The sequence below is a fragment of the Pseudomonas sp. A1230 genome, from assembly GCF_044218825.1.
Taxonomy (GTDB): Bacteria; Pseudomonadota; Gammaproteobacteria; order Pseudomonadales; family Pseudomonadaceae; genus Aquipseudomonas; species Aquipseudomonas iridis.
Genome location: NZ_CP162582.1, coordinates 2,215,287 through 2,232,850 on the forward strand (window position 1 = coordinate 2,215,287; position 17,564 = coordinate 2,232,850).

Here is a 17,564-nt window from a genome sequence, read left to right on the forward strand (position 1 = left end):
GTTTCCCACCGACAAAAGGATTTCGGCATGAGCTATCGCACACTGGGTCACTCAGGACTGCAGGTTTCCACCCTCACCCTCGGCACGATGATGTTCGGTGAGCAGACCAGCACTGAGGAATCGCTGCGCATCATCGACAAGGCGTGGGATCAGGGCATCAACTTCATCGACACCGCCGACGTGTATACCAACGGCCGCTCCGAAGAGATCGTCGGTGAAGCGATTGCCGGTAATCGCCATGAATGGGTGCTGGCGACCAAGGTCGGTTTTGGCCCGGTGGACGGTGTGCCGAACCGTAGCGGCCTGAGCCGCAAACACATATTCAACGGCATTGATGCCAGCCTGACACGGCTCGGCACCGATTACCTCGACATCTATTACCTGCACCGCGAAGACCACAACACGCCGCTGGAGGTCTCGGTGGCGGCGATTGGCGATCTGATTCGTCAGGGCAAGATTCGTTACTGGGGTTTGTCGAACTATCGCGGCTGGCGGATTGCCGAGGTGATTCGCATCGCCGATAAACTCGGCGTTGATCGGCCAGTGATCAGCCAGCCGCTGTACAACATCGTCAACCGTCAGGCCGAAACCGAACAAATTACCGCGGCGCAGACCTATGGCCTCGGCGTGGTGCCTTACAGTCCGCTGGCCCGTGGCGTGCTAAGCGGTAAGTACGCGCCGGATGTGACACCCGACGCCAACAGCCGCGCCGGGCGTCAGGACAAGCGCATTCTGGAAACCGAATGGCGGGTCGAGTCGTTGCGCATTGCCCAGCAGATTCAGCAGTACACCGAAGGCCGAGGGGTGGGCATGGTTGAATTTGCGATCGCCTGGGTGTTGAACAACAGTGCAGTGACATCGGCGATTGTCGGGCCGCGCACGGAAGCGCAGTGGGATGCGTACACCAAGGCGCAGACAATCAGCATCACGGCTGAAGATGAAGCGTTTATCGATTCGCTGGTGGTGCCTGGGCATGCATCGACACCAGGGTTCAACGATGTCAGTCATTTTGTGTCAGGGCGTAAACCCCATTCGGTTTGACGTTTTCCTCCCCGCCTTGGCGCTCTCAACAGGCAGGCGCGACGGCGGTGGGTCGTTTGATTACAAGATCTGAGCTGAACCCAGGCGATTGAAAAAATCTCTGTAACATTTCTGATACCCTGCGCATCGCGCCTTTTCCCAATGAATTGAGCGCAATCACAAAAACAAATCAGATCGTTCGAGACTGTTTCAGGATAAGTAAATGCTCAATCGCCCTTTTGAGTTTGCATGGAAGCCTCTGCGCGCGACATGGCATAAAGCACTCGGCGCCAATGATAAGACCGCAGAAGCCCCGTCACCCTCGGCGCAGGTCTCTGCTACCCCGCATCGCAAACCCACTATTGAATACCGAGCAGACATCGACGGGCTGCGGGCGATTGCCGTTCTGCTGGTGTTGATCTTTCACGGCGGATTGACGTTGTTTCCGTCGGGCTATATCGGCGTAGATATCTTCTTCGTGATCTCGGGGTATCTGACGACCTCGATCATCATGAAGTCGCTGGACAATGGGACGTTCAGCTTCTCGGGGTTCTACACCCGCCGTATCTGGCGACTACAGCCGGCCATCATTGCGTTGCTGATCGCCACACTGATCATCACCACTTTGCTTTACTTGCCCGATGACTATGTCGATTTTCTGAAAAGCGGCAAGTACACCTCGTTACTCCTCTCGAACCAGTATTTTTCCAACGCGACAACCGGCTATGCGACACCCGATGCAGCGACCTTGCCCCTGCTGCACACCTGGTCTCTGGCCATCGAATGGCAGTGGTATCTGGTCTTGCCCTTGGGCATTTGGCTGCTCAACCGCTATGTGGCGAAAAAAGCCTTCATGGTGACCGTCCTCGGTTTAACTGTGGCGGCCATGGCGCTGGCCTTGTACTGGTCTCACACACTGGCGGATAAAAACTACTACCTCTTTAGCGCTCGAATTTTCGAATTGATGATCGGCTCCTGTGCCGTGATTTTCAGCACGGACAAATTCAGGCTCAATCGATTGAGTGCATCGTTGGTCTGTGCGCTTTCACTGGCGACGATTCTCTACTGCGCGACGCGGGAAGATATCCTCGCGGGGTTCCCGGGCTACCATGCCATAGCGGTTTGCATCGCGACCGCAGCCTTGCTCTTTCGGGGCATTGGCGATGCGAGCATCACTTCCAGAATACTGGCCTTCAAACCGCTGGTGTTTATCGGCACTCTCTCCTACTCGTTGTATCTCTGGCACTGGCCGATCCTGGCGTTCGTGGCCTATGTCGGCATCACGCTTACGCCGATGGTGACGGTCATCTATTTCGTCGCCACGTTTGTGATTGCCTGGCTTTCGTTCGTGCTCATCGAAAACAAATTTCGCAAGCCAAGGGCTGGCTTTGCCAAAACCCTGATACTGCTGATGCTGGTGCCCGCGATCGGACTTTCGTTGCTGCACACTGCCGGCAAGAAGCACGATGGATGGCCCGAGCGTTTTGGCGAAGATTCGAGTCAGGTCTTCAGTGGTCTGAAGGCCTATGTCCCCGCCCAGCGGGAAAAATGCCTGGGTGTCAGTGATGGCACCGACCTCGGCTGCATCATGGGTGCCGCCCAGGCAGACCCGCAGGTATTTCTGCTGGGTGATTCGTTTTCGAACCATTACTGGGGATTTGTTGAAACGCTGGCTAAAGACGCCAACCTGTCAGCACTCTCACAGGGTTACCCGGCGTGCCTGGCACTGCCCAAGGTCTACCTCTACGACGAGAAAAAATACAAGGGAGGGCTGTATCAAAAGTGCCATACCGCCGCTCAGCAATATTACGACCTGATCAGCAAAAGCCATTTTGAGTACGTGATCGTTGGCCAATTCTGGGAGGCCTACCTGAATGCTGACATCGTCACGAAACAGGATGATCCTCGCAGCACTGAGCTATCACAACAACGTCTGGGCGTGGCGATCCGCGAAGCCCTGGACATCATCGTCAAGTCGGGCGCCACGCCCATCTTCCTGATGAACACGATGCCCATGCCGGCGGGTATCAACGAATGCCTGTTAAAACGAGTCAAGTTGCGGGGCTGGATGGGAAGCACCGAGCAGAGCAGTCTGTGCGCCACCTCACCATGGTCGGGTGGCGAAGACCCGGTATTGGCGACACTGTTCAGCGAACTGCAGGATGAGTACCCGAGTCTGATTGTTATTGATCCGAAAGGTGTTCAATGCCAAGACGGGACTTGCGCGACGGTCATCGACGGTTTTCCGGTCTATCGTGACATTGGCCACGTGACTGACTATGCCTCTTACAAGCTCGGTCAAATGTACCTCAAGCGCTTCAGTAACCCGTTGAAGGCTACTCGGTAAGCCATCTGCAAGAGCGAGTGCAGGCTGCGATCATTTGATTCTGCTTTGGTAAAACAGGATCAAAAAGATCGCAGCCTGCGACAGCTCCTACAATGGATTCGACCCGGCGTCATGACGGATGTGTGGAATATCGAGCACTCGAGCAATATTCAGCACAAAAACCACGTATCCTTCGCGCCCCGTTTGATCACCCACCCGCGAGGACAGTTTGTCTAAAGGTATCGCTTTATCGGTTACAGCCTCGGTGCTGTTTGCCGTCATGTATTACTTCACTTCGTTGCTCACCCCGTTGAGCGGCGTGGAGATTTTCGGCTGGCGGATGCTCCTGACGGTGCCGTGCATGACGGTGTTCATGCTGGTCTCCAGCGAATGGCGGCGGGTGCTGGAGTTGATTCGCCTGATGGCGGGCAAGCCAAAACTCATCGGGGGGCTGGTCGTCTCGTCAGCGCTGCTCGGCGTGCAGTTGTGGCTGTTCATGTGGGCACCGCTCAACGGTTACAGCCTCGACGTGTCGCTGGGCTACTTCCTGCTGCCGCTGGCCATGGTACTGACCGGGCGGATTGCCTACGGCGAGAGCCTGTCGTACCTGCAAAAGGTCGCGGTGTTCTTTGCAAGCCTGGGCGTGTTGAACGAGTTGTATCAGGTCGGCGGATTTTCCTGGGCGACGCTGGTGGTGGTGGTCGGCTATCCGCTGTACTTCGTGCTGCGCAAATACCTGAAAACCGACCACCTCGGCGGGCTGTGGGTCGACATGACCCTGATGCTGCCGGTCGCTTACTGGTTTGTGCAGAGTGGTGAGCAAGGCCTGGACGTGTTCAATCAATATCCGGGGTTGATGTGGCTGATTCCACTGCTCGGCTTGATCAGTGCTTCGGCGCTGGTGGTTTACATCATTGCCAGCAGGTTGTTGCCGTTCAGTCTGTTTGGGTTGTTGAGTTATGTTGAGCCGGTGTTACTGCTGGGTGTCGCGCTGATCCTGGGCGAAAGCATCAAGTCAGGCGAATGGCTGACCTACATTCCGATCTGGCTGGCGGTTGTGGTGCTGGTGTTTGAAGGGTTTAAACATCTGATGCGACAGCGCAGACCTTGAAAAGCAAAAGATCGCAGCCTTCGGCAGCTCCTACATTTGGAAGGTAAATCCCCTGTAGGAGCTGCCGAAGGCTGCGATCTTTTGACCTGAAAAAGCCTGGCCGAAGCCAGGCTTTTTTATCGCTTACTCGGTCGCCAGTACACCGCGGCGAACCTGGTCACGCTCGATCGATTCGAACAGTGCCTTGAAATTGCCCTCACCGAAACCATCATCGCCTTTACGCTGGATGAATTCGAAGAACACCGGGCCCATCAGGGTTTCCGAAAAGATCTGCAGCAGCAGACGCTTGTCGCCCTGCTCCGATGAGCCGTCGAGCAGAATGCCACGCGACTGCAGTTGATCAACCGGCTCGCCGTGGTTCGGCAGACGCCCTTCGAGCATTTCGTAATAGGTTTCCGGTGGCGCGGTCATGAAGCGCATGCCGATCTTTTTCAGGTGATCCCAGGTCTTGATCAGGTCATCGGAGAGGAACGCGACGTGCTGGATGCCCTCGCCATTGAACTGCATCAGGAACTCTTCGATCTGCCCGGCGCCCTTGGACGACTCTTCGTTCAGCGGGATGCGGATCATGCCGTCCGGCGCGGTCATCGCTTTGGAGGTCAGGCCGGTGTATTCGCCCTTGATATCGAAGTAGCGGATTTCGCGGAAGTTGAACAGCTTCTCGTAGAAGTTCGCCCAATAAGCCATGCGACCGCGATACACGTTGTGAGTCAGATGGTCGATGATCTTCAGGCCGGCACCGACCGGATTGCGATCAACACCTTCGATAAACACGAAGTCGATGTCATAGATCGAGCTGCCTTCGCCGAAACGGTCGATCAGGTACAGCGGCGCGCCGCCAATGCCTTTGATCGCCGGCAGGTTCAGCTCCATCGGCCCGGTTTCGATGTGGATCGGCTGGGCGCCGATTTCCAGCGCGCGCTTGTAGGCCTGCTGCGAATCCTTGACGCGGAACGCCATGCCGCACACCGACGGGCCGTGCTCGGCCGCGAAGTAGGAAGCCACGCTGTTCGGTTCGTTGTTGAGGATCAGGTTTATCGCGCCCTGACGATACAGGTGCACATTCTTGGAACGGTGGGTGGCGACTTTGGTGAAGCCCATGATCTCGAAGATCGGCTCCAGAGTGCCAGGGACCGGCGATGCAAGCTCGATGAACTCAAAGCCCATCAGGCCCATTGGGTTTTCGTATAAATCTGCCATGGTGACGCCTCATCATTTCTTATCAATTAACCAGGGTTATTTGTCAGTCATGCTGAGGTAGCTGGGTGGCGCACAGGAGATGCCACGCACACTGCGGGCGAGAAAGTCACCGTAGATCAGTTGAAACCCGAATATCTTCATTGTCGACCCAAGGCTCTTGCGGGCGAGGCTTCTGCTGCCAGAAGACGAATTATTATTGTATGCGTAACCCGATTCTACACAGCGTAAATAGGGTTGTCTGCCCTCTCTATAAAATCCGCTTTTCTGGCGCCGGTGCAAGGGGTTTGTTGCACAGGTAAATGCCCGCCAGGATCAGTACGCCCCCCAGCCCCATGGCCAGCGTCAGTTGTTCGCCGAGCAACAAGGCACCGAGAATCACTGCAGTCAATGGATTCAGGGCAATGAACACGCCGGAGCGGGTTGCACCTATTTTGCGGATGCCATCGTAGTAACCGATATAGGCCAGTGCCGAGCCGAGGACACCAAGGTAGAACAGGCTCAGCCACTGTGGTGTGCCGAGTTCAATCAGCCCAGCCCAACTCAATTCCCCGCGCACCGCTGCCAGCGTCCAGAGCATTGCCGTGCCGATGAGGATCGAATAAGTCACCGTCTGCACTGGGCCGATCGTCTGGTTGAGGCGACGGGAAAACAGCGAATAAACACCCCAGCCGAGCACGCACCCCAGAATCAGCAAATCGCCGATCCACGCGTCCGGCGTCGCAGCCAGCAATTGCGGATTACGACTGACGATCACCAGCCCGGCGCCGACAATGCAGATTACGATGCCAGCGACTTTCATGCTCCCAAGGCGCTCCTTGAACAGCAGCCAGGAAGCGAGGCCGATCACCGCGGGATTCAACGCGACAATCAACGAGGCTCGCGAAGCATTGATGTACTGCAAACCATAAAAGAAGCACAGGTTGTAGAAGAAGATGCCGAAGCACCCCAGCACTGCCAGTTGCAGCCACTCCCGCACCGAAGGTCGCGCCAACGGGATCCGCGCCAGCCATAAAAAACCCAGTAACGCGACGCTGGCCAGCAAAAATCGCAGGCTGGACGCGAACATCGGGCTGAGGCTACCGGCCAGAAAACGCCCGGCAACAAATGTTCCACCCCATATCATGGTGACTGCCGCCAATGTCAGATAGACCCGCATTGCGCAGTGGGTTGTGTGGGTTTGCTCAACGTTTCGCATGACACTCCAAACGGGAGAAAGGAAAGATGACGTATCATTCGCCTCATTCCCGATCATCGTAAAATGAGCAAACACTCATGACCCTCACTCAACTGGAGATTTTCTCCCAGGTGGCCGAACTGCGCGGTTTCACTCTCGCCGCCCATCAGTTAGGGATTTCACAGTCGGCGGTGTCTCACGCAATGAAGTTGCTGGAGCAGGAACTTGGCGTCGAACTGCTGCGCCGGCATCAGTCGCAAGTGGAACTCAGCGATATCGGCGAGCAATTGCTGCTGCGCGCCCGCGCCATGCTCGGCCTGGCCAATACGATGCGCCAGGAAGCCGCCGATGCCCGCGGCATGAAACGCGGCACGCTGCGCATTGGATCATTCGGCCCAACCTCATCGATCAAGTTGTTGCCCAATATTCTGCAGCACTATCGCCAGGCCCACCCGGGCATCGAAGTGCATGTTGATGAGGGACCGGATCGGCAAGTCGTTCAGTGGCTGGAAGAGCGGCGGATCGACATCGGTTTTGTGGTGCTGCCCGAAGAACGTTTCGACACGTTTGCCTTGATCGAAGATCAGATGGTCGCCCTGCTCCCCGCGGCGCATCCCTTGGCAACACGATCCGAGCTGAGCCTGAAAGCGCTTTGCGCTGATCCGTTCATTTTGACCGAGGCAGGGTCGTCGGAACTGGTGTCGCGATTGTTCAACGCCGCACGCCTGCAACCGAACATTCGTTATCGTTGCTCGCAATTACTCAGTACGCTCGAGACGGTCAGCCGCGGCGACGCGATCACGGTGATTGCCGAAGGTTCGCTGCCGGACTCGCCACATCCCGGTTACGTAAAAATACCGCTGTCGCCGGCAGTTAAACGCCAGGTCGGTCTCGCCGTCCTCGACCAGCGTCAGGCATCACCGGCGGCGCTGGCCTTTATCGAGCTGGCATCACGACTTAACCCGCAATGAGCGGCGCAAGTGTCATCTGCCATCTATCCTGCCCACTGGCTGAAGTGTTTTTCAGCGGTGCACCGGTGCCGGGTCTGATGTCGGGCGCCTCACTTATTCGCGACAGGATGCGCCCATGCCGTTGACCGTCAGACCTCGCCGTAAACATAGCGTGCGCATCGCTATCACCCTGCTCTGCGCGCTGCTGCCAGTCTTGCTGGGTGGCGTGATTCTGTACATGCAGGCCGAGCGCACCCTTGCGCAGAGTTCAAAGAAGACGGCCGAAGAGGCGTTGCTTCAGTTCGAGTTGATGCTTGACAGCACAGCCCAGGCGGCCCGGGATTTACTGCCGCTGGCCGGTCAACCGTGTGAAAACGCCAAACTGGCCCTGCGCGAGCAGGTAACCCGCCGCCCTTTTGTGCGCTCGACCAATCTGGTGTGGGACAACAATCTTTATTGCAGTTCGTTGTTCGGCGACTTCAAGGAAGCCGTTAAAGCAGGCGACTATGTTCAGGGCAAGTTGTGGTTGATGAACGGCAATCCGGTCACACCCAACACCGCGCTGCTGGTGTACCGGCTCAGCGATGGTCGCGGTGGTGCATTGACGACACTGGATGGCTATCACCTGAGCAACATGCTGCGACTGATCGGCCGGCACACACTGCTGTTATTGCAGGTGGGTGATAACTGGATGTCAGCCAATGGCCAGGTTCGCCAGGGCGTGCTGCCCGCGCTGCCGGTGGCGCACACCATGCTGGACTCTTCGCGGTATGCGTTCAGCGTCTCGGCCGGTTTTCCAAAGGGTGAAACCTGGCGCTACATGGCCGAACAGTACCCACCATTGTTCAGCCTGCTGATGTTCTTTGGTGTGGTGTCGGGCGCCATCGGCCACGTCGTGCAGAAGCGCTCGACTTCGCCGAGCCACGAAATGCTTCGTGCCCTGGAAGCCGGCGAGTTCGTTCCGTACTTCCAGCCCGTGGTGCACGGCGACAGCAAGAAATGGTCAGGCGCTGAAGTGTTGATGCGCTGGAATCACCCCAAGGAAGGCCTTGTGCGCCCGGACTTGTTTATCCCGTTCGCCGAGCACTCAGGGCTGATCGTGCCGATGACCCGCGCCTTGATGCGACAAACAGCGGCGTTACTTGGGCCCCGGTCATCGACCTTTGCCGCGCCGTTTCACATCGGTATCAACATTACCGCGAGTCATTGCCGGGATCTGGCACTGGTCAAAGATTGCCGTGAGTTTCTCGCATCCTTCGCGCCCGACAGCGTCAGTCTGGTGCTGGAGTTGACCGAGCGCGAGCTGATCGAGCCCACCGAGATCACGCAGCAGCTGTTTGAGCAATTGCATGGACTGGGCGTGAAGATCGCCATCGACGACTTTGGCACCGGGCACTCAAGCCTCGGTTACTTGCGAAGATTCAACGTGGATTTCCTCAAGATCGACCAGAGTTTTGTGGCCATGATCGGCGTTGACGCGCTTTCGCGGCACATTCTGGACACCATCATCGAACTCTCGGCCAAGCTTGATCTGGGCATTGTTGCCGAAGGTGTCGAAACACACGCACAAGCGGATTATCTGACCGCGCATAACGTTAACTTCCTGCAAGGCTATCTGTACGGCAAACCCATGCCGGCGGCAGACTTCATTAGTGCATTAAGTCACCATTAACTAAATGGACTTAAGCGAGATACGCCGACAAGGCGCACGAAAATGATACAAAAAACCACTGCGGTTACATGAGGACAACATCAGGATTTACTCCTGACGCATTAACAACTACAATTTTTCTTGCCTGTGCAAAGACTGGCAGGCGAGCCACTTATCACCGAGTCGCTACAAGGCTCCAGTTTTAAGCTTTGTTTGCGGTTGGTATCAGCCAAATACACTATTGGAGTAAAGATATTGTCCAGACTCGCTGAATTTCGTGCAGCTGAAAAGGCCCTTCAGGAACAGCTCAAGCAGTTGGAATCGCTGAAGAACGATGCCGGGCTCAAGAAAGAAATCGAATTCGAAGAAAAGCTCCAGGGGCTGATGAAAAGCTACGGCAAGGGCCTTAAAGACATCATCGCCATTCTCGATCCGAATCCGACAAAATCCGCACTGCAAAGCTCTGCAGCGCCTAAAACCCGCCGCGCTCGCGTGGTCAAGGTTTATCAGAATCCGCACACCGGCGAACTGATCGAGACCAAGGGCGGCAACCACCGTGGCCTGAAAGCCTGGAAGGAAGAGTATGGTGCAGGCACCGTTGATTCCTGGTTGCGCGGTTAATCCGGCTCCCACCAAAGCCCTGCATGATGCAGGGCTTTTTTTATTGACAATATCTAACAAATGAAATGAATTTCATCGAGCAAGTTGCGATTTTTGTGTAACGCTACCGAGCCAAAAACCTAAACATTCTGCTGCATCATGTTGCGAGCGGCACCAACGTTAAACTTTGTGCTTAATCCCTTCGGGTATCTAACCCGGCGAGATGAGTACAGTGGGTTAAAGTTTCAGGCTGTTTCTCACCGCGACTATCTCTTCTGCGCTCGCCTTATAAGCCTCGGCCTGACCGGCATAGGAAAGAACATAAGCCTTATCCGCCGCGACCGCCGCTACCAGCGTTTGCGATAACACATGCCGACCGTTTTCGGTCACCGTGCAAGTCGTCTCCAACGCAGACAAAGAACCGAGCGTCGTCGGATGCACCTTGTTGCAGACACTTTGATAGCCCCCCTTGAAAAAGTCCTTTTGTATCGACTTGCGCATTTCCAGCAAAACACCCAGTAAATTGACTTGATGACCCGTTTCAACCTGAGTCATGGTCAACTCCATCACCATTACCTGATTGCCATCGGCATCGTTCTTGACCCCCCGCTGGCGAGAAACCTGCGGCGCGGTGTCGGCAAGCGCCTCCACCTGCCAGCCTGCGGGCCAGGTGATGCTCGGTTCTTCGGCAAACACAGTAGCGGTGCACAGAAAAAAGCCAAAGAAAACTAACGGGGTTTTAAACAGTCGGATCATTACCGGACGCACTCGAAGATTGAGCCGCAAAGTCTGAGCCCCGGCCGCGCGCACGGCAAGCCTGCCCTTTCATTTGGCGATGCCGGCAGGCATGCGTATCATTGCGCCAATCACTCGCCCATAGTTATTGGAGGGCCCATGAGCCTGCACGAACTGAACACTTTCCCCGGCGTTACCGCCACGCCAGACAGCGCAACCCACAATTTCGTTTTCAACCACACCATGCTGCGCGTCAAGGACATCACCAAGTCCCTGGATTTCTACACCCGCGTGCTGGGTTTCTCGCTGGTTGAGAAGCGCGACTTTCCGGAAGCGGAATTCAGCCTGTATTTCCTGGCGCTGGTCGACAAAGCGCAGATCCCGGCCGACGCCGCTGCTCGCACCGAATGGATGAAGTCGATCCCGGGCATTCTGGAACTGACCCACAATCACGGCACCGAAAACGATGCTGATTTTGCCTATCACAATGGCAACACCGACCCGCGTGGTTTCGGCCACATCTGCATCTCGGTGCCGGACATCGTGGCAGCGTGTGAGCGTTTTGAAGCGCTGGGCTGTGACTTCCAGAAGCGCCTGACCGATGGCCGCATGAAAAGCCTGGCGTTTATCAAGGATCCGGATGGTTACTGGGTCGAGATCATTCAGCCTGCGCCGATGTGAAAGGCGAAAAGCCCCTCACCCTCACCCTAACCCTAACCCTCTCCCTCGGGAGAGGGCTGGGGTGAGGGGCTGCATTTTCAAGCACAATAAAAAACCCCATGATCACTCATGGGGTTTTGTCTTTTCAGGCCTGGCGTTTACGCCGGAGCCGAAGTTCGGATCAAGTGATCGAACGCGCTCAGCGAAGCCTTCGCGCCCTCGCCCACTGCAATCACGATCTGCTTGTACGGCACAGTGGTCACGTCACCGGCAGCGAAGATGCCCGGGATCGACGTCTCGCCACGGTTATCGACAATGATCTCGCCACGCGGCGACAGCTCGATGGTGCCTTTGAGCCAGTCAGTATTGGGCAGCAGACCGATCTGCACAAAAATCCCTTCCAGCTCGATAGTGCGCAGTTCGTCAGTATTGCGATCCTTGTAGCGCAGGCCGTTGACCTTCTGGCCGTCGCCGGTGACTTCAGTGGTTTGCGCACTGGTGATCACGGTAACGTTCGGCAGGCTGTGCAGCTTGCGTTGCAACACGGCGTCGGCCCGCAACTGCACATCGAACTCCAGCAGCGTCACGTGCGCCACGATACCGGCCAGGTCGATGGCCGCTTCAACGCCAGAGTTACCACCGCCAATCACCGCGACTCGCTTGCCTTTGAACAGCGGGCCATCACAGTGCGGGCAGTACGCCACGCCTTTGTTTCGATAGTCCTGCTCGCCCGGCACGTTCATTTCACGCCACCGCGCACCGGTTGCCAGAATCACGCTCTTGGCTTTGAGGGTCGCGCCACTGGCGAAACGGATTTCATGCAGCTCGCCATTTTTACCCGGGATCAGCTTGTCGGCGCGTTGCAGGTTCATGATGTCGACGTCGTACTGCTTGACGTGTTCCTCCAGCGCCGTGGCCAGTTTCGGCCCTTCGGTTTCCTGCACGGAAATGAAGTTCTCGATGGCCATGGTGTCCAGCACCTGACCGCCGAAACGCTCAGCCGCAACACCAGTGCGGATGCCTTTACGTGCGGCATAAATGGCCGCCGAAGCACCGGCCGGCCCACCGCCGACCACCAGCACGTCAAAGGCTTCCTTGGCGCTGATTTTCTCAGCCTGACGCTCGATGGCGCCGGTGTCGAGTTTGGCGAGGATCTCTTCCAGACCCATGCGGCCCTGGCCGAAGTTTTCGCCATTCAAGTAAATGCTCGGCACGGCCATGATCTTGCGATCGTTGACTTCGTCCTGGAACAGCGCGCCGTCGATGGCGACGTGGCGGATGTTCGGGTTCAGCACCGCCATCAGGTTCAGCGCCTGAACGACGTCCGGGCAGTTCTGGCAGGACAGTGAGAAATACGTCTCAAAACTGAACTCGCCTTTGAGCGAGCGAATCTGCTCGATGACTTCGACACTGGCTTTCGATGGGTGGCCGCCGACTTGCAGCAGGGCCAGCACCAGCGAGGTGAATTCGTGGCCCATCGGGATGCCGGCGAAACGCAGACTGATATCGGCGCCCGGCCGGTTGATCGAAAACGATGGTTTGCGAGCATCGTCACCGCTGTCGATCAAAGTAATTTGGCTCGAAAGACTGGCAACGTCTTTCAGCAGGTCCAGCATTTCACGGGATTTCGCACCGTCGTCGAGGGAAGCAACGATCTCGATCGGCTGGGTGACCCGTTCCAGGTACGATTTCAACTGGGCTTTAAGATTGGCGTCCAACATACGGGCGATTTCCTTTGGTTTGTTTCAGACATAAAAAAACGCCCGAGCGAATCTCGCCCGGGCGTTTTATTGGGCGGTGCAGCTAACTTAAGTAGGTGCGGAGTTCCGCCCTGAGTTGCGTGTCACAGACTTAGATCTTGCCGACCAGGTCCAGGGACGGAGCCAAAGTGGCCTCGCCTTCTTTCCACTTGGCTGGGCAAACTTCGCCTGGGTGAGCAGCAACGTACTGAGCAGCCTTGATCTTGCGCAGCAGCTCGGAAGCGTCACGGCCAACGCCGCCATCGTTCAGTTCAACGATTTTGATCTGGCCTTCAGGGTTGATCACGAAGGTGCCACGGTCAGCCAGGCCAGCTTCTTCAATCAGCACGTCGAAGTTGCGGGAGATAACCTGAGTCGGGTCGCCGATCATGGTGTACTGGATTTTGCCGATGGCTGGCGAAGTGTTGTGCCAGGCAGCGTGAGCAAAGTGGGTGTCGGTGGAAACGCTGTAGATCTCTACGCCCAGCTTCTGGAAAGCAGCGTAGTTGTCAGCCAGGTCTTCCAGCTCGGTTGGGCAAACGAAGGTGAAGTCGGCTGGGTAGAAAAATACGACCGACCACTTGCCTTTCAGGTCAGCGTCCGAGACTTGAACGAAGTCGCCGTTTTTGAACGCGGTAGCTTTGAACGGTTTTACTTGGCTGTTGATGATAGGCATTGATGACTCTCCGTCAGTGGTTATGAAGTTGATGGGGTGAATCCTACCCACTCACTCGACGGATGGCTCATTGGCAAACCTGATGCTGCTGATTTGTTTTCGCTATTAGCAGACTGTATTAATAGAAGAAAACGATATCTAGGGCGAAACCGGTTTATCCGTAATCCGAGCCATCCCCTGGAATGGGCTGGCTTCAACATAGCGCATGGCTGACTTCATATCCTTCCAGCCAACGTAATTCATCAACGATTTCAGGTCCCAACCACTTTGATGGGCCCAGGTTGCAAAGCCGCGGCGTAACGAGTGACTGGTGTATCGTTCGGCGGCAATCCCGGCGCGTTCCAGCGCCTGGCGCAATAACGGGATGATGCTGTTGGCGTGCAAGCCCTCTTCGCTCAGATTGCCCCAGCGATCGATGCTACGGAAAACCGGGCCGCGCACCAGTGCCGCTTCGTTGATCCAGTCGATGTACGCCTGCACCGGGCATAGCTTGAGCAGTGCCGGAGTCTGATACGTCTGGCCGAGGTTTTCCCGATCGCCTTTGCTGCGCGGCAGATACAAGGTGATGCCATTGCCGGCATGCGCCTGCACATGCTCGATCTGCAGGCGGCACAACTCATCGCTGCGAAAGCCACGCCAGAAGCCCAGCAGAATCAGCGCGCGATCGCGATAAGCCTTGAGCAATGACGGACGATCCTGCTGCGCCTTCGCAGTTTGAGCTTCCTGTTCCAGCCAATCGATGACTCTCTCCAAATCCTGCAGCTGCAAAGGCTCGGCTTGTTTTTCCTGCGCCGGGTGCAGCGCCCGAATGCCTTTGAACACTTTGCGCACCACGGGCGCTTTCGTCGGGTCGGCAAAACCCTGGCTGTTGTGCCACTGCGCCAGTGCCGACAGCCGCAGCTTCAATGTATTGATCGCCAGCACACCCGCATGCTCGACCAGATACCGCGCAACGCTGTCGGCTGTGGCCGGCAGAAACCCACCCCACGTTATTTCGAAATGCTCGATGGCGGCGCGATAGCTGCGGCGGGTGTTGTCACGGGTGGCGGCTTGCAGGTAGCGATCCAGATCGCTCATGGGCTGTTTTCTCGCTGGCGTACTGATTCAAGGGTGTCCGAAACGCATTTTGCCGCCTGACACTGGGTAATACCAGTATATCCCGCCTCTTAAATGTCAAAGATTTAACTTTATTATCATCGTGGTACACTGCGCACTTTAGTGGCATGTACCACAGTACGTAATCGTAGGAGTTCACATGGCCCGTGGCGGCATTACCAAAGCGCTGGTCCAGATTGCGCGCACAGCAATCCTGGCCCGCGGCGAACACCCAAGCATCGATGCAGTACGCATTGAAATGGGCAATACCGGTTCGAAAACCACGATCCATCGCTATCTCAAAGAGCTGGATGACGGCGCTCAGCCGATCGAAGCTTCAGCCGAACCCATCGACGACGAGCTGACAGCGCTGGTTTCGCGTCTCGCCCAGCGCTTGAAGGAGCAGGCCCAAGAGCCCATCGAGCAGGCTCGCGAGCAGTTTGAGGAACAGCGCGACGCGCTCGAATCAGAGCTCAAGCAGGTGCGCCAGGCACTGGAACAACTGGAGCACCAGCACGACATTCAAGGCGCCGCACTGGAGCGTGAATCCGAGGCGCTAAGCAACACCCGCTCGATGCTGCAAACCGAGCAAACCCGCAATGCCGGTCTGAATCAGGCATTGGCCGACTTTGAATTGCGCTTGCAGGACAAGGACGAGCAGATCCGCTCACTGGAAGAAAAGCACCTGCACGCCCGCGATGCGCTGGAGCACTACCGCAACGCCACCAAGGAGCAGCGCGAGCAGGAACAGAGCCGCCACGAAGGCCAGGTGCAGCAAATTCAGGCAGAGCTGCGTCAGGCGCAGCAAAGCGCGATGGTGCGCCAGGATGAAATTACCCAACTGCATCGCGACAACGAGCGCTTGCTCACCGAGAACCGCGGCACTCAACGCGAACTCAGCCTGATGCAAGACCAGCTCAAGCAAAGCAACCAGCGCCAGGATCAATTGCTGGAGCAAGCCACCCGCGTTGACAGTGAGCGCACCCTCCTCCAGGAACGTCTGCGCGTAGCAACACTGGAAAGCCAGACACTCAAACAGAGCGTCGAGGAGCAGACGCTACTCAATCAGTCACTGGAAAAGGAATTGACCAAGGCTCAAGCGAGCCTGGAAGACAGCCTTCGCCTGGCAGCTACCGTTGCGGCAGCGCCAGACTCGGCCAAACCGAAAGACGCTTAAGCGCCGACCGGTGTACGCATGGTGACAAACTCTTCGGCGGCCGTCGGGTGCACCCCGATCGTGTCGTCGAAGTCACGCTTGGTCGCGCCAGCCTTCAGCGCAATCGCCAGGCCCTGGACGATTTCGCCCGCGTCGGGACCGACCATGTGACAACCAAGAACCTTGTCAGTCTTGCCGTCGACGACCAGCTTCATCAGCGTTTTCTCCTGACATTCAGTCAGGGTCAGCTTCATCGGCCGGAAGCGGCTTTCGAAGATCACCACATCGTGACCCGCTTCACGCGCCTCTTCTTCGGTCAAACCGACAGTACCGATGTTCGGCAGGCTGAACACAGCCGTCGCGATCATCTTGTAATCCACCGGACGGTATTGCTCCGGCTTGAACAGACGCCGCGCCACCGCCATGCCCTCGGCCAATGCCACAGGCGTCAGCTGCACGCGACCAATGACGTCACCCAGCGCCAGAATCGACGGCTCAGTGGTCTGGTATTGCTCATCGACCTTGATGAAACCTTTATCGGTGAGCTGAACATCAGTGTTTTCCAGCCCCAGGTTGTCCAGCATCGGACGGCGACCGGTCGCGTAGAAAATGCAATCGGCCTCCAGCACTCGGCCATCCTTGAGCGTGGCTTTCAAACTGCCGTCCGCCTGCTTGTCGATGCGCGCGATGTCGGCATTGAATTGCAGATCCATGCCGCGCTTGGTCAGCTCTTCTTGCAGGTGCTTGCGTACCGAACCATCAAAGCCGCGCAGGAACAGATCGCCGCGGTACAGCAATGTGGTGTTGGCGCCGAGGCCGTGGAAGATCCCGGCAAACTCGACCGCGATGTAACCACCACCCACGACCAATACGCGCTTGGGCAGTTCTTTGAGGAAGAAAGCCTCATTGGAACCGATCGCGTGCTCACGCCCCGGAACCTCTGGAATCTGCGGCCAGCCACCCGTAGCGATAAGGATATTTTTTGCAGTGAAGCGCTCACCATTGACTTCGACTTCATGCGGACCAACGATCTTCGCGTGAGCTTCGTGCAGGGTCACACCGCTGTTCACCAGCAGATTGCGATAAATGCCATTGAGGCGATTGATCTCGCGATCCTTGTTGGCGATCAGCGTCGCCCAATCAAAATTCGCCTCACCCAGACTCCAGCCGAAACCGGACGCCTGCTCGAATTCTTCGGCGAAATGCGCGCCGTAAACCAGCAGCTTCTTCGGCACGCAACCCACGTTGACGCAGGTCCCGCCCAGATAACGGCTCTCAGCCACCGCCACTTTCGCACCAAAACCGGCCGCAAACCGCGCAGCGCGAACTCCACCGGAACCAGCACCAATTACATAAAGGTCAAAATCGTAGGCCATTTCTATCTCCTCGGCAGGCGATCAGCATACCTGTAGACACCCATTGGGCAAGCACTGCCATCCATATAAGGGCTGATAATGAAAAAGCCACCCGA

General features: G+C 56.8%; 15 protein-coding genes. 8 read left to right on the top strand and 7 right to left on the bottom strand.

The features are described from left to right. The first annotated feature begins 27 nt into the window (after nt 1-27). The 3 genes from AB4P97_RS10460 (at nt 28) to rarD (ending at nt 4,457) form a co-directional block, all read left to right on the top strand. Nucleotides 28-1,041, top strand: a complete 1,014-nt coding sequence (locus AB4P97_RS10460; protein ID WP_395602610.1) for an aldo/keto reductase — start codon at nt 28-30, stop codon at nt 1,039-1,041. 202 nt (nt 1,042-1,243) lie between these two features. Further along, nucleotides 1,244-3,367 (top strand): acyltransferase family protein, encoded by a 2,124-nt coding sequence (locus AB4P97_RS10465; RefSeq protein WP_395602611.1) that lies wholly within the window; start codon nt 1,244-1,246, stop codon nt 3,365-3,367. A 208-nt stretch (nt 3,368-3,575) separates the two neighbouring features. Further along, nucleotides 3,576-4,457, top strand: a complete 882-nt coding sequence (gene rarD, locus AB4P97_RS10470; protein ID WP_042559337.1) for an EamA family transporter RarD — start codon at nt 3,576-3,578, stop codon at nt 4,455-4,457. 123 nt (nt 4,458-4,580) lie between these two features. On the opposite strand, the gene hppD is transcribed toward rarD, so the two are convergent. Then, the gene (gene hppD, locus AB4P97_RS10475; RefSeq protein WP_042559338.1) at nt 4,581-5,657 is read right to left on the bottom strand and encodes a 4-hydroxyphenylpyruvate dioxygenase; all 1,077 of its coding nucleotides are present in this window, start codon (nt 5,655-5,657) and stop codon (nt 4,581-4,583) included. Nucleotides 5,658-5,904: 247 nt separating this feature from the next. Then, a complete protein-coding gene (locus AB4P97_RS10480) occupies nt 5,905-6,852 on the bottom strand; it encodes a DMT family transporter (RefSeq protein WP_395602612.1) in 948 nt (315 codons plus the stop codon). A 77-nt stretch (nt 6,853-6,929) separates the two neighbouring features. On the opposite strand from AB4P97_RS10480, the gene AB4P97_RS10485 reads away from it, so the two are divergent. The 3 genes from AB4P97_RS10485 (at nt 6,930) to AB4P97_RS10495 (ending at nt 10,053) form a co-directional block, all read left to right on the top strand. Beyond that, nucleotides 6,930-7,802: a LysR family transcriptional regulator gene (locus tag AB4P97_RS10485; protein ID WP_042559340.1), complete on the top strand. Its 873-nt coding sequence runs from the start codon at nt 6,930-6,932 to the stop codon at nt 7,800-7,802. Nucleotides 7,803-7,917: 115 nt separating this feature from the next. Then, entirely contained in the window at nt 7,918-9,453 is a 1,536-nt protein-coding gene (locus AB4P97_RS10490) for an EAL domain-containing protein (RefSeq protein WP_395602613.1), read from the top strand. Between the two features lie 234 nt (nt 9,454-9,687). After that, nucleotides 9,688-10,053, top strand: a complete 366-nt coding sequence (locus AB4P97_RS10495) for a histone-like nucleoid-structuring protein, MvaT/MvaU family (protein WP_042559342.1) — start codon at nt 9,688-9,690, stop codon at nt 10,051-10,053. A 216-nt stretch (nt 10,054-10,269) separates the two neighbouring features. On the opposite strand, the gene AB4P97_RS10500 is transcribed toward AB4P97_RS10495, so the two are convergent. Beyond that, nucleotides 10,270-10,788: a DUF4946 domain-containing protein gene (locus AB4P97_RS10500; protein WP_395602614.1), complete on the bottom strand. Its 519-nt coding sequence runs from the start codon at nt 10,786-10,788 to the stop codon at nt 10,270-10,272. A gap of 138 nt (nt 10,789-10,926) precedes the next feature. Here AB4P97_RS10500 and gloA point away from each other — a divergent pair, with 138 nt between their 5' ends. After that, nucleotides 10,927-11,448 (top strand): lactoylglutathione lyase, encoded by a 522-nt coding sequence (gloA, locus tag AB4P97_RS10505; RefSeq protein ID WP_042559344.1) that lies wholly within the window; start codon nt 10,927-10,929, stop codon nt 11,446-11,448. A 137-nt stretch (nt 11,449-11,585) separates the two neighbouring features. Here gloA and ahpF read toward each other — a convergent pair whose 3' ends face one another. From ahpF to AB4P97_RS10520, 3 genes are all read right to left on the bottom strand, one after another. Continuing rightward, entirely contained in the window at nt 11,586-13,148 is a 1,563-nt protein-coding gene (ahpF, locus tag AB4P97_RS10510) for an alkyl hydroperoxide reductase subunit F (RefSeq protein ID WP_042559345.1), read from the bottom strand. Between the two features lie 130 nt (nt 13,149-13,278). Next, entirely contained in the window at nt 13,279-13,842 is a 564-nt protein-coding gene (ahpC, locus tag AB4P97_RS10515) for an alkyl hydroperoxide reductase subunit C (protein ID WP_007958941.1), read from the bottom strand. Between the two features lie 138 nt (nt 13,843-13,980). Further along, a complete protein-coding gene (locus AB4P97_RS10520) occupies nt 13,981-14,919 on the bottom strand; it encodes a site-specific integrase (protein ID WP_042559346.1) in 939 nt (312 codons plus the stop codon). Between the two features lie 178 nt (nt 14,920-15,097). On the opposite strand from AB4P97_RS10520, the gene AB4P97_RS10525 reads away from it, so the two are divergent. After that, nucleotides 15,098-16,114: a DNA-binding protein gene (locus tag AB4P97_RS10525; RefSeq protein ID WP_042559347.1), complete on the top strand. Its 1,017-nt coding sequence runs from the start codon at nt 15,098-15,100 to the stop codon at nt 16,112-16,114. On the opposite strand, the gene gorA is transcribed toward AB4P97_RS10525, so the two are convergent. Further along, nucleotides 16,111-17,469, bottom strand: a complete 1,359-nt coding sequence (gorA, locus tag AB4P97_RS10530; protein ID WP_115146930.1) for a glutathione-disulfide reductase — start codon at nt 17,467-17,469, stop codon at nt 16,111-16,113. The genes AB4P97_RS10525 and gorA overlap by 4 nt on opposite strands. Nucleotides 17,470-17,564 lie beyond the last annotated feature (95 nt).